General features: G+C 64.8%; 11 protein-coding genes and 1 other RNA gene. 8 read left to right on the top strand and 4 right to left on the bottom strand.

The window, feature by feature from the left end; all coding sequences use genetic code 11:
* Window positions 1–75 precede the first annotated feature (75 nt).
* Window positions 76–387, bottom strand: coding sequence for a DUF2853 family protein (locus tag AC0YKC_RS07455; protein ID WP_140644165.1), 312 nt, complete (start codon window positions 385–387; stop codon window positions 76–78).
* A 169-nt stretch (window positions 388–556) separates the two neighbouring features.
* Between AC0YKC_RS07455 and ssrA the strand changes: the two genes are divergently transcribed.
* Window positions 557–917: a transfer-messenger RNA gene (ssrA, locus tag AC0YKC_RS07450) on the top strand.
* A 99-nt stretch (window positions 918–1016) separates the two neighbouring features.
* On the top strand, window positions 1017–1577 hold the full coding sequence (locus AC0YKC_RS07445) for an AAA family ATPase (RefSeq protein ID WP_320295168.1): 561 nt from the start codon (window positions 1017–1019) through the stop codon (window positions 1575–1577).
* A 45-nt stretch (window positions 1578–1622) separates the two neighbouring features.
* On the opposite strand, the gene AC0YKC_RS07440 is transcribed toward AC0YKC_RS07445, so the two are convergent.
* Window positions 1623–2828, bottom strand: a complete 1206-nt coding sequence (locus tag AC0YKC_RS07440; protein WP_434723313.1) for a multidrug effflux MFS transporter — start codon at window positions 2826–2828, stop codon at window positions 1623–1625.
* Window positions 2829–3015: 187 nt separating this feature from the next.
* Between AC0YKC_RS07440 and AC0YKC_RS07435 the strand changes: the two genes are divergently transcribed.
* The 4 genes from AC0YKC_RS07435 to AC0YKC_RS07420 all read left to right on the top strand — a co-directional run bounded on the left by AC0YKC_RS07435 (window position 3016) and on the right by AC0YKC_RS07420 (window position 4790).
* Window positions 3016–3699 carry a TetR/AcrR family transcriptional regulator gene (locus AC0YKC_RS07435; RefSeq protein ID WP_320295166.1) on the top strand — a complete coding sequence of 228 codons (684 nt, stop codon included), beginning with the start codon at window positions 3016–3018 and terminating at the stop codon, window positions 3697–3699.
* A gap of 116 nt (window positions 3700–3815) precedes the next feature.
* On the top strand, window positions 3816–4346 hold the full coding sequence (locus AC0YKC_RS07430) for an SspB family protein (protein ID WP_320295165.1): 531 nt from the start codon (window positions 3816–3818) through the stop codon (window positions 4344–4346).
* Between the two features lie 9 nt (window positions 4347–4355).
* Complete coding sequence (locus AC0YKC_RS07425; RefSeq protein ID WP_320295164.1) at window positions 4356–4553, top strand: DUF4169 family protein; 198 nt, start codon at window positions 4356–4358, stop codon at window positions 4551–4553.
* A 9-nt stretch (window positions 4554–4562) separates the two neighbouring features.
* Window positions 4563–4790 (top strand): ribbon-helix-helix domain-containing protein, encoded by a 228-nt coding sequence (locus AC0YKC_RS07420; protein WP_434723315.1) that lies wholly within the window; start codon window positions 4563–4565, stop codon window positions 4788–4790.
* Here AC0YKC_RS07420 and AC0YKC_RS07415 read toward each other — a convergent pair.
* Window positions 4787–6589, bottom strand: a complete 1803-nt coding sequence (locus AC0YKC_RS07415; RefSeq protein ID WP_488510653.1) for a chloride channel protein — start codon at window positions 6587–6589, stop codon at window positions 4787–4789. The two genes, AC0YKC_RS07420 and AC0YKC_RS07415, sit on opposite strands and share 4 nt — an antisense overlap.
* Window positions 6590–6757: 168 nt before the next feature.
* Here AC0YKC_RS07415 and AC0YKC_RS07410 point away from each other — a divergent pair, with 168 nt between their 5' ends.
* Window positions 6758–7186, top strand: coding sequence for a MarR family winged helix-turn-helix transcriptional regulator (locus AC0YKC_RS07410; RefSeq protein WP_320295161.1), 429 nt, complete (start codon window positions 6758–6760; stop codon window positions 7184–7186).
* Window positions 7187–7612: 426 nt separating this feature from the next.
* Here AC0YKC_RS07410 and AC0YKC_RS07405 read toward each other — a convergent pair whose 3' ends face one another.
* Window positions 7613–11533: an AsmA family protein gene (locus tag AC0YKC_RS07405; protein WP_488510652.1), complete on the bottom strand. Its 3921-nt coding sequence runs from the start codon at window positions 11531–11533 to the stop codon at window positions 7613–7615.
* Window positions 11534–11729: 196 nt separating this feature from the next.
* Here AC0YKC_RS07405 and AC0YKC_RS07400 point away from each other — a divergent pair, with 196 nt between their 5' ends.
* On the top strand, window positions 11730–12698 hold the full coding sequence (locus tag AC0YKC_RS07400) for a Dyp-type peroxidase (protein WP_488510651.1): 969 nt from the start codon (window positions 11730–11732) through the stop codon (window positions 12696–12698).
* Window positions 12699–12702: the final 4 nt, after the last annotated feature.

Here is a 12702-nt window from a genome sequence, read left to right as displayed (position 1 = left end):
AGGCGACAAATGTGGACCGCGCCGGAAATCCACGGTGCCGGCACGGTTTCGTGCCGACCGCCGGGTGGCCGTGCCTTACAGGGAGCCGAGTTTGCCGAGGTCCTTCGCAACCAGGTAATAGAAGGTCACGCGGCTCTTGGTGTTGTCGGCATGCATCGCCTTGCAGGTCTTCTCGATCGAGGCGTTGGCCTTGGCGGCATCCGCGATGCCGAGCTTCTTGCCGATCCAGTTCTCCCGCACGCGGTCGAGTTCCTTCGGGTCGGTGCAGGATACCAGCGAGGAATCGCGGTTCCTGAGCGCAATGCCCAGATGCTTGACGATCTTATCGACAGCGTCGGCGCTGGCGCCGGCATCGTATTTCTTCACATCCGCAAGATAGTCGGCCATCGAACTTCCCCTCGTCGGCGCCACGGATCCGGTCGATGAGGGTTGTGGCGCGCCGCGCAACCTGTGCGCTAGGTCAGAGACTCCTCACCGGGGAGCGAGATTTGATTGAGTGGGCGCGCAAGTCAACCCTTGGCTGTGCAGTTTGGCATAACCGGATAAGCACCGGTTTGGCCTTTCTTTTTCCGTTATCGATCCCTATATTCGCTTCGTCGGCTTGACCGACTATGGCGATAAACAGGCGATGAAATAAGCCGTTCGGACCCGGGGGCGGTACCCGGCGCCTCCACCAAAAACCGCTCTGGCTGACGGAGCGGCTTTTGCTGGGGGCGAAATAGGATCGACGAAGGTGTAAAGATCGTACTTTTGCCCGGCATTGTACCACCGTCATCGGGCTAAACTTATAGTTGCCAACGACAACTATGCGGAAGCTCGTCTCGCTGCTTAATGCGGCGCGAACGCTTCAAATCAAGTCCTAGCGGTTCGCACTTCTAGGCGGGGTTCGGAGGTACCTGGCAACAGAAACCTCCACTTTCCTCCCCCTTTTCTTCTCATTCGATCGAACGGCCAAGGCTCGTCCGGCGCTCGATGCGCGGCGCGCAGCCTTGCCGCTCATTCTCCAGGGACAAGCGATGCAAGACGATTGCGACCGATTTTTCGTGCTGACCGGCGGCCCCGGCTCGGGCAAGACCACCTTGGTCGAGGCACTGCGGGCCCAAGGCTTCGCCACGGCCCCTGAGGCTGGGCGCGGCATCATCCGCGACCAGATGGCCATCGGCGGCCCTGCCCTTCCCTGGCAAGACCGCACGCTCTTCGCCGAGCTGATGCTGTCGTGGGAGCTGCGTTCCTGGCACGCCGCACGTGCCGAACCGCCTGGCCCGATCTTCTTCGACCGCGGCGCGCCCGACACGATCGGCTATCTTAGGCTCTGCGGCCAGCCGGTGCCGGACCACATCACAAGCGCGGCTGAAAAATTCCGCTACGCGCGCCGCGTCTTCGTCGCGCCGCCCTGGCCGGAGATTTTCATCCAGGACGAAGAGCGCAAGCAGACGCTCGACGAGGCCGAGCGCACATTCCGCTCGGTGACGGGCGTCTATGCGGAGCTCGGTTACGAGCTGGTGCCCTTGCCTCTCGTGCCGGTCGGGGAACGGGTCCGTTTCGTCCTCGATCAAGCGGGCCTGCGAGGCACATGAAAAAGGCCGGGCAAACCCGGCCTTTCCTGTTTCGTCTGCGATTACCTATTCCGCCGGCGCTTCGGCCGCCTCGCGTGCGCGGCCGAGCGTCAGCTTGGCCAGCGTGAACGAGATCACTGCGCAGAGCGAGATGCCGGCCACCATCGGCAGCGGCGTGCCGTCGAAGAAGATGCCGGCGACGCCCATCGCCAGCGCGCCGATGGCGAAGTGCAGCGTGCCCATCAGCGCCGAGGCCGTTCCCGCGATCTGGCCATGCTCTTCCATCGCCAGCACCGAGGTGGTCGGGATGACGAGGCCAAGGAAGCCGTAGCCGACGAACAGCAGCGCCGCCATCACGTCGAGCCGATCGACACCGGAGGCCATGATGGCGAACAGCGCCACCATCACCGTGGCATAGCCGGTGACCGCCACCCAGACGACGCGCTTCAACCCGAAGCGGTCGGCCAGCATCCCGGTCAGCTGCGACATGCCGATGAAGGCGACCGCGTTGATCGAGAAGAACACGCTGTAGACCGACGGCGACAGGCCGTAATGGTCGATCAGGATGAAGGACGAGCTCGACAGATAGACGAAGAAGCTCGCAATACCGAAGCCCGCGATCGCCACAAGGCCGAGGAAGTTGCGATCGCCCATCAGGTAGCGATAGCCGGCAAGCGCCGTGCCGAAGGACGAGCCGGCGCGCTCCTCGACCGGCCGCGTCTCCTTGAGCGAGGTGGCGAGCAGTATGGTGGCCAGGGCGGCCGCGCCCGTCACCGTCCAGAACACGGCGCGCCAGCCAAAACTCTCGATGATCTGGCTGCCGGTCAGCGGCGCCAGGATCGGCGACACCGAGAACACCAGCATCAAGAGCGACATCAGCTTGGCGGCCTCGTTGCCGGTGTGCAGGTCGCGCACGATGGCGCGCGGCACCGCCATGCCGGCGCTGGCGCCAAGCCCTTGCAGGAAGCGGAAAGCGATCAGCCACTCGATGGTCGGCGCCATCGCAGAGCCGACGCCGCCAACCATGAACAGCGCGAGACCGGCATAAAGCGGCGTCTTGCGGCCGACCATGTCGGAGATCGGGCCGACGACGATCTGCCCGAAACCCATCGACAGGAAGAAGATCAGCAGGCTCATCTGCACGGCGGCTGTGCCGGCATGCAGGTCCTGGCCGATCGACGGCAGCGCGGGGAGATACATATCGATCGCAAACGGGCCGATCGCGGACAACAAGCCGAGCACGACCGCGACGCGGAGGAATTTGGGACTCATGATAAAGGCTCTTTCAGATCTGGTTGCCGCCGAGAATACCGGCGTCTGAACCAAGGACGTTCCATCCCACGGGAAATCCGACATTCACGAGCGAACTTGTTCGTCTCGGCAGCTCGGACTCCCTTTGTTGTGTCCACAAATTTAGACAGGCTTGTCCAATTCGTCAATCACCGCTATATAGATTTTCATGAAGCACGGCGTTTCTCCTGACACTTTCCCGCCACGCAGCCACGAGGCCAAGCGCGTGTCGGTGGTGGATGCCGCCGCTTCCGTCTTTTGCCGGGAAGGCTATGCCGGCGCCAATATCGACCTGATCGCGGCCGAGGCCGGCGTTTCACGCCAGACCGTCTACAACCATCACGGCGACAAGGAAAAGCTCTTCGTTGCCGTCGTGCGCGACCTGACGGAGCGCTGCAACGCCGGCATCTTCGCCACATTCGCTACATTCCCCGACCAGCCTACGAACCTCGAAGCCGACCTGGTCGCCTTCGCCGTGCGCATGAACCGCAATTGCATCTGCAACCGCGACGGCCGTTTCCTGCGCAAGCTGATCCAGGCCGAAGGCGAGCGTTATCCGGAACTGTTTGCGGAATGGCGCGAACAAGGTCCGGGCCGCACCTGGTCGGCGCTTGCCGCGCGCTTTGCCCGGCTTGCCTTTGCCGGTCATCTGTCGATCGGCGACCCAGACGTCGCGGCGCGTCAGTTCCTCGCCCTCGTCAACGCCGAGCTTCAGATCACTTTCATGCTGGGCGGCGTGCCGACCGAGGAAGAGGTGCTGCGTTCCGCCACCAACGGCGTGCGGACCTTTCTTGGCGCCTTCGGCAGGAAGAAGTCGCCAGCCGGCAAACAGGCGGCGCTCGTTCACGCCTGAGCGATCAAATCGCCGACACCCCTCTTGGCCTCACGGCTTTGCGCCTATATGCGGTTTACGCCGCGCTCAAGCTTGATTACAGCTATGCGGACGATTCAACGGAACCCGACCATCAGATGGCCGACGACCACATCCGCTACGACATTCTGGCCCAGGAGGCTCTGCGCGGCGTCATGCGCAAGGTCCTGGCCGAGGTCGCGCGCACCGGCCTTCCGGGCAATCATCATTTCTTCATCACCTTCCTGACCGGCGCGCCGGGCGTGCGCATCTCGTCCAGGCTGCGCGAGCGCTATCCGGAGCAGATGACCATCGTCATCCAGTTCCAGTACTGGGACCTCAAGGTGACGGATGCCGGCTTCGAGGTCGGGCTTTCCTTCTCCGACGTGCCGGAAAAGCTCGAAATCCCCTTCTCCGCCGTGCGCGGCTTCTACGATCCGTCGGTCAATTTCGAGCTCGAATTCGACGTCAAGACGGAGAATGCGGAAGAAGAGGCGGCCGCTCCGGCACCCGAGCCGATCGCCGTCGTCCCCGAGAAGAAGGCGGAAACGAAGAAGAAGGCCGCCGAGGCCGAAAAGAAGCCGGCGGTCGCCGAAACCGGCGGCAAGGGCGCGGACGTCGTTTCGCTCGACGCCTTCCGCAAGAAGTAGCGCTGCTCCATGGGCGAGGTCGTCAATCTCCGCCAGGCCCGCAAGCATAAAGCGCGCATCGAGAAAGAACGCCAGGCGAGCGAGAACCGGGCACTGCACGGCCGCCCGAAGACGGAGCGCGAGCGTGACCGGCTCGCATCGGAAAAGGCCGAGAAATTCGTGGCCGGCCATCGCCGGGAAAAACCCGACGACCCCGGCGAGCGCTGAGTCCCTGCAATGGCCGCGGTCGAAAAACGTTCGGTAACGATCCGCGGTCACCGCACCAGCTTTTCCCTGGAACAACCCTTCTATGACGACCTCATCGCCATCGCTGCGCAGCGTTCGCTGTCGCTCGCGGCTCTGGTCGCGGAGATAGACGATACGCGCACCCGCGACGCGAACCTCTCATCCGCGCTGAGGCTCTATGTGCTGGCCTGGGCGAAGGGCGGCGGCGCCGCGCCCTAAGCCGGATCGCCGACGCTTTGCCCAGCCTTGCGCTTCGCGCCGAAGCTGAGCAATGCAGTGCGGTCGCGCTCCTCCGCCTGCTTTTTCGATCTCACCCGCATCATGTCTTTCCAGCCGATATAGCCGATGAGCCGTTCACCCTCGCGTGAGACCACAGGCAGATGCGACACATTGGCGGTGAGCAGCTTGTCGGAAAGCGCCTCCAGATATTCGTCCGGATAAGCGAGCGTGATCTTGCTGCCAGCGAGGAGTTCGCCGAGCGTCGCCTTGCGGTGCTTCCCGGCGCGCCGCCAGCGCAAGATCGCGGGCGGATCGATGACGCCGAGCACATGCCCCTCCCCATTGATAACCGGGAAGCTCGGGTGCCGCGTGTCCGGCGCGGTCAGGAAGGCTGCCGCGCCATGCAGCGTCATCGTCGATGGCACGCTCTCGACCTTGGTCGTCATCACCTCCTTGACCCTGGTCAGGGCGAAAGGATCGACACGATATTCGCGAACGAGGTGATGCCCGCGCCGCGCCACTTTCTCGGTCAAGATCGAGCGCTTCATCAACAGCACGGTGACCGCATGCGCGGTAGCGCAGGCGGCAATCAGCGGTACCAGAACATGCGTGTTGCCGGTAAGCTCGGTGGCAAAGAAGGTCGCGGTCAGCGGCGCGCGCATGGTGCCGCCCATGGTCGCGGCCATCGCCAACAGCGGCCAGAAGCCGGGGCTCGCCGCGGGCAGGATGCCCGAGAGCACCGCTCCCATCGCGCCGCCCATGATAAGCAGCGGCGCCAGCACGCCTCCCGAGGTCCCGGACCCCAGCGCAACCGACCAGATGACGGCCTTCACCACCAGAAGCAGCAGCGCGGCGGTCGCGACGGTGCGGCCGTCGAGCATGTTGGCGATGTTGTCGTAGCCGACGCCAAGCGCGTGCGGCTCGACAAGTCCGCCGATGCCGACCACCAGGCCGCCGATCATCGGCCACCACATCCAGTGTATCGGCAGCTTCAGGAAGGCGTCCTCGCAGGCATAGACCAATTGCGTCAGCAAGCCCGAAAGCAGCCCGGCGGCAATGCCGACCAGCACCCAGCCGCCCAATCCTGCGAGCGATGTCTCCATGGTGCCTGAGAACGGAAAGATCGGACCTGGCAAGTGCAGCAAGGTGCGCTCGACTTCCGCGACGATCGCAGCGACGGCGACAGGGATGAAGCTGCGCGGCGTCCATTCGAACAACAGCAGCTCGACCGCGAGCATGATGGCGGCGATCGGCGTGCCGAACACCGTCGTCATGCCGGCCGCAGCGCCCGCCACCAGCAGCGTCTTGCGCTCATTGTCGCTGACCGGCAGCATCTGCGCGATCAGCGAGCCGATGGCGCCGCCGGTCATGATGATCGGGCCTTCGGCGCCGAACGGTCCGCCCGAGCCGATCGAGATCGCCGACGACAGCGGCTTCAGCACCGCGACCTTGGCGTCGAGCCGCGAGCGTCCGAGCAGGATCGCCTCGATGGCTTCGGGGATGCCGTGGCCGCGGATCTTCTCGCTGCCGAAGCGCGCCATCAGGCCGATGATCAGCGCGCCGATCACCGGCACGATCACGGCGGCATAGCCCAGCGGCGAGTCCTCTAGCTTGAGTTCGGCCAGCGAGAACTGGCCGAAATAGGCGATGTTGGTGGCGAGCCGGATGAGCTTCAGGAGCACGATGCCGGCGAAGAGCCCGGCGGTCGCCACCACCACGGCGATTGCCGCGATGATCAACACGCGCGGATCGGTCGTGAAGTCGCGAAGATGGCCGTTGCCGGCGTGAGCGGATTTCATTTCGGGAACCTGAACTTTCTGGCGGCGAAGGCCGTCCGGTTTCAGGCGGCTTAATATCGTAATACGATATAAATCTTCAAGCCGTTTTCGATCCTTGCGCCGCGTCATTTTGGACAGGGATCGCGGCCGCCTGTTGAGCTTTTGCAGGAAAGGACCATAAGTCGGAGAATGACGCCGCCGAAACCACGCCCCGCCATCAGCCAGGCCGACTACCAGCGGCTGTCGCAGTTTCGCTACCTGATCCGCCGCTTTCTCGAATTCAGCCAGGTCCAAGCCAATGACGCAGGCCTCACGCCGCGCCAGCACCAGGCGCTGCTGGCGATCAAGGGATTTCCCGGCGGCGGACCGGTGGCGGTGGGCGATCTTGCCGAGCGGCTGCGCATCCGCCATCACAGCGCGGTCGAACTGGTCAACCGCCTTGCCGAGGCAGGCCTGGTCATACGCGATCAGGACAAGGGCGATCACCGCCGAGTCTTGCTGCAGCTCACCCCTCTGGCGGACGACCACCTTGCCGACTTGTCGGCCGCGCATCTCGACGAGCTTTCGCGCATCGAGCCGATGCTGCGGCGCCTGCTCTCGCGCCGGGAAGAATCCTGAGCGCCAAGATATTCGACCAGTTCCCCGATAAGGGATGAAAGGTTGCCGTTTGTCTTGGTGCAAGATTTTCCGTTCATGTCCGTGAAATCAGCACAAGCGCCGGGGATTGGTTGAAGCCGCCCCAACCTCGTCATTCTATGGCGGAGCAAGGAGCGAAGCGACGCGGCGCAGACCATAGAATCCATGCCGTGACTTGGAAGCGCCGCCACGGTGCTGAATTTTGCTCCGTTGCACTCCTTGGCGAAGGTAACGGCATGGATTCTAGGGTCTTCGCGACGGAGCTTCGCTCCTGCTCCGCCCTAGAATGACGATCGCGATGGGCGTTTCGGCCAATCTCCAACGCATGCCACCTGCCAACGCAAACAGAGCCGCCCGGTCAAATCCGTGTGCCGCGGAACTGGTTCCGCCACGCGTGCGGCGTGAAGCTCAGCCGCCGTCGAGTGACTTCAACAGATTGTCTATCGTGAACGGGTTGGCCTTCGGCTTCGCCGGCGTCGAACCGTCATTGACGCCGGGCAGCGACCCCTCGGCCTTTGGCGTTTGCTCGGCCGCCTTGCGCGCCGCTTCCAGCTTCGCCTGCTCCGCCCTCTTGCGATCGGCCTCGGCCTGCGCCTTGGCCGCCTCGTCCGCGGCCCGCTGCTCGGCCTCGGCTTTCGCCTGTGCATCGGCCTTCTTGGCGTCCGCTTCGGCCTGCGCCTTGGCGTCGGCTTCCGCCTTGGCCCTCGCCTCTTCGTCGGCCTTGGCTTTTGCCTCGGCTTCCGCCTGCGCCTGGGCTTCCGCTTCGGCTTTGGCCTTGGCTTCCGCCTCGGCCTTCTGCCGCGCCTCTTCCTCTTGCCGGCGCAACTCCTCGGCCGCGTTGTCGCGCTCCGTCTGCAGCGCCGCGTAATAGCGCACTTCGCGCCGCAGCCGCTGCTTCTCCAGGAGCGCCGCCTGCATCGCCTCGACCCGCTGCTGTTCCTTCTCCAACGCGCGCTGCGTCAGGAACTGCGCCAGCGGGCCGCTGTCGAACTGCGGCGCGGCCGCCCCGAGCGGGCCGGTCAGGCTGAAATTGACGGTTGGTTCGGAACCGACCAGCGCCTCGTCGCCGGGACGATAGGTCAGCGCCCCCTTTGCCGTGACGGTGCTCGTGTTGAGATCGGCCGTCACGTCCGCGGACAAGGTCGCGCCGGGATTGTCGAGGCTGATCGGCGGCGCCCGCAACGTGCCGTTCGCCACGGTGAAGGCCACATCCGCATCGCCGGCGGCAAAGCTGCCCTCCCCGGCGATCTGCGGCGCGAACTCCGCCGTCTTGGCCGTGTCGATATCGCGTCCGATCGCATCGGCCTTGGCGATCATCGCGGCAAAGCCATCCGGATTGATGCCGTCCACTTTCAATCCCTTCAGCGCCGCCGTGCCCGATCCGGAGAGAGCCGCAATCATGGCGTCGACGGATTTGCCGCTGGTCGACAGCGCCGCCGAAAGATCGCCGCTGCCGCCGATACCGGCGCCGGGCAGAACGGCGGAAAGGTCGCCGCCGGCCAGTCTCATCTGGCCGGAGAACAGGCCGGTGCCTTCCGTGTTCTTCAAGTCGAACAGGCCGGTCAGATCGCCGCCATGGAGCTTCGCCTTGAGGTCGGAGACGTGGATGCCTTCGCGGTCGAGCTTCAACGAGAATGAAGCGTCATGCGCCGTGGCGAACGGCCCGGCGGCAAGCGCCGACGTGTTGAGATCGAGGTCTGCGTTGAACGGAAGCGTCGACTTCTGGCTAAACGGCGTCGTCGGCCATCCGCTCTTGGCGGGCGCGAAGGACTGGTCGCCGAACAGCGAGACCGCCAGGGGATCGAGGTCAAGTTCGTCGAGCGCCAGCGCCCCCGCAAGATGCGGCAGTCCATCCTTGGCATCGATGTTGATGTCGCCGGACACCGCCGCCTTGTTGATCGAGCCAGTGAGACCGCTCAGCACCAGGAGCCCGTTGCCGAAATCGGCATCGGCCGTCAGCGACGTCGACGTGCCCGTTCCCATGCCGGGCAGGCCGACCCCGGTGGTCATCAGCCACGGCTCGATATCGGCGGCGTCGAGATTGACCTTGCCTTTGGCGGTGGCGCCTTGCGCCGTCTCGGCGACGGTTCCGTCGAAGCTTGCCCTGAAATCGTCGGACGTCAGGTTGAAACTGGCCGCGAGACCGCCGACGACCGAGCCCTTCGCCGAGACTTCGGTGTTGGCGTGGCCGAGCATGCCGAGCGGCAGCGCCGGCAGGCCGTAAAGCGCAAGCAGCGTGGTGGCATTGTCGTTGCGGGCGTTGAAGGTGATCGATACCGGCGCCTCGGAGAGCTTGTCCGCGGTTCCCTTGCCGGAAAGCGAAGCCGAGAAGGCCGAGCCGCCGGCATTGCCCTGGGCGGAGAGCGCCAGGCCCGTAGTGCCGTCGCCATTGTCGGCGGCGCTAGTCAAAAGATCGATGCGCGCGTCCTGAAACAGTTCGGGATAGGCCGCCGCGCGGCTGGCCAGACCTTTGAGCACGCCATTGTTGGGATAGTGCTGCGCCGCGACATCGATCAGCGGCTTGAGGTCCACCGCCACCACGGAAGCGTTGAGCTTGCCTGTCGGGCTCTGAGGGAAGTCCTTGACCCGGCCCGTGGCGCTGATCGAGGCGCCGGCCAGGCCGCCGATCGAAAGCCGATCGATCTCGAGCAGGCCCTCACGCAGCCGCAGCGCCGTGTCGACGGTGTCGGCGCTCAAGCCGCCGGCGCTGACCGGCCCTGCCTTGATCTGGAAATCGAGATCGCGATCCGAAAACCGGTTGGCGCCCTTGTCGCTGATGAAGATCGAGGCGAACGCGGCGAGCCCGTCCAGGTCCATCTCGCCGCCCGTCAGCCGCATCAGCACCGATGGCCTGGCGCCGTCCGGCTGGCTGGAATCGATGCTGCCCGCAAATTTCGCCTTGCCGAGGATGAGTTCGAGATCGCTGAAGGACTGCCGGTTCTCGCTGAGATCGACCTTGGCCTTGAAGCCTGCCGCGGGCAGCCGGCGGATCGCCTCGTCGACATCCTTCGACAGCCAGGCGGCAAAGCCGGAAGGCTGTCCGACGGCGAGCAGCAGCGAGCCGGTGAAGCCGAAATGGTCCTCGACACTCAACATGCCGTCGGCCTCGAGCGTCGTGCGGCCAGGCAGCGTCGCGGCAAGCGACTTGACCGACCAGCCCCCTTCGACGGGCTCGGCCGACAGCCGCACGTCGCGCACCGTGGTATCGCCCGCCACCACCGCCGGCAGCCTGACCTCGACCGTGCCCGGTATCGTCGGCTTCGGCATATGCTGCAGCGTCTGCTCGAATGCGGCGATGCGCTGGTCGAGCGTGAAGCCGGCGCCGGCGGTACCACCCACGGCCTCGTCGAACTGCACCTGCGCGCCGCTGGCCTCAACCGAGAAATGCGGCTTCAGGCCGAGATCGACCGATGCCTTGCCGTCGGCGGTATAGGGATTGTCGAGCGGCCCGGTCTCGAAGCGGAACTCATCGACATTGAGCTTCTGGTGGTCGAGCGCGAACCTGCCGTTCAGCCGGAAGCCCGGGTCGGGCTTGCCGGTGCTGATCTTGACCGGCTCGCCGTCATTGCCGCGCAGCTCGGCCGAGTTTTTGTCCGCACCTGAGATCTTGAACTGGCCGGAATAGACCGCGGCGCCCTTGACGATGCCGGCATTGCCGTCGGCTTCGATGACCAGCGGATAGGCATCGGGATCTGCTTTCAGCCTGAGCCGCATCTGCCCGTCCGGTTCCACCTTGCCGGTAGAAGCCGAGACGTCGGCGCGCAAGCCGTCGAAGCGCAGCGTTCCATCCATGCGCCATGGGCCGGTGAGCGCCTTGGCCGAAATCGTCGAGTTGATCTCCGATATCAGATGGCTGCGTCCGCCGGCGGCGTGACGAAGCTCGATCTGCCCCTCGGTTACCGACAGCTTCTCGATGGCGATCTGGCCGGGGTCGAGGGGCGTCGAGGGCCGCAGCGTCCAGTCGACGGTGCCGTCACCGGCGACATTGATGATGGCCTTCGGGTGGACCAGCCGCATGTCGAAGATCAGCACCTCGCCACGCAGGAAGGGCGCCAGTTCCGCATCCATGGAAAAGGTCTCGACCTTCATCGCCGGCTGGCCTTGCGGCCCGCCCGCGACCTCGACATTGGAGAAGGTCACCGACGGAAACGGCAACAGCCGCGCCGTGGCATCGCCCTTTACCGTCACCTTGCGGCCGAGGATGGCGCTCGCCTCGCGCTCGAAATCGCCCCGGTAGCCTGTCCAGTCGATGAAATACGGCACCACCAGCGCCGCGCACAGCACCAGCACGAACAGGCCACCGAAGATCACGAACAGGCGGGCGAGCATCTGTTTCCCGGGTTGAAAGTCAACCGCACTCTACCCGCATCCGCGTGTCGATAAAGAGGCAATTCAGCGGCGCAGCAACGGCCGACCTCTCCAGTTGCGCGATGGCTCGCGGTCGGGATATCTCTTTTGCCAATTCCTGCCCTTCCGGCCATGCCCCTGGTCGCCACAGATCTGAACCCAACACGGAGCGTTCCCGATGTCAGGCAAGAACTGGGATAGAGTGCCGATCGACGCGCAGAGCGTCGACGCTCCGCTATCGCAGGCCGCGATTTTCCTCGTCGTCACGGTCGGCACCGACAGGGTCGCGCTTGCGACCGTCGCATCGGTGCTGGGCGAGCTCGACGATCTCGTCAAGAATGTCGGCTTTCGCGACCTGTCGGGCCGGCTCTCCTGCATCGCCGGCATCGGCGCCGGACTCTGGAACCGCCTCTCGCCCAACCGGCGGCCGCGCGAGTTGAAACCCTTCGCGCCGATTGAAGGAGCGGCGCATTCGGCGCCCTCGACGCCCGGCGATCTCCTCTTCCACATCCGCGCCGAGCGGCCCGATATGTGCTTCGAACTCGAGCGCATCTTGCTGAACAGCCTCGGCGACAGCGTGAGCGTTGCCGACGAGGTTTCGGGCTTCCGCTATTTCGACGCGCGCGATCTTCTCGGCTTCGTCGACGGCACTGCAAATCCGACCGGCCTCGACCTGCCCGCCTCGGCGCTGGTCGGCGACGAGGACGGCGACTTTGCCGGCGGTAGCTATGTGGTCGTGCAGAAATACCTGCACGACATGGCCGCCTGGGGCAAAACGCCGACGCATGTCCAGGAAGAAATCATCGGCCGCACCAAGATCGACAACATCGAGATCGATGACGACGACAAGCCGCGCAAATCGCACAAGTCGCTGGCCACGATCGAGGACGACGCCGGCAACGAATACGACATCCTGCGCGACAACATGCCGTTCGGCCGCCCCGGGCAGAACGAGTTCGGCACCTATTTCATCGGCTACACGCGCTATCTGTGGGTGATCGAGAAAATGCTGCAGCGCATGTATGTCGGCGAGCCGCCCGGCGCCTACGACCGGCTGCTCGACTTCTCCACGCCGCACACCGGCACGACCTTCTTCGCGCCGACGCGGCCGACGTTGCAGAAGCTTGTCGAAGGAGTGGGCGAATAGCCTC

This window comes from Mesorhizobium sp. CNPSo 4661 (assembly GCF_057784215.1).
This window is presented reverse-complemented; position numbering and strand designations above follow the sequence as displayed.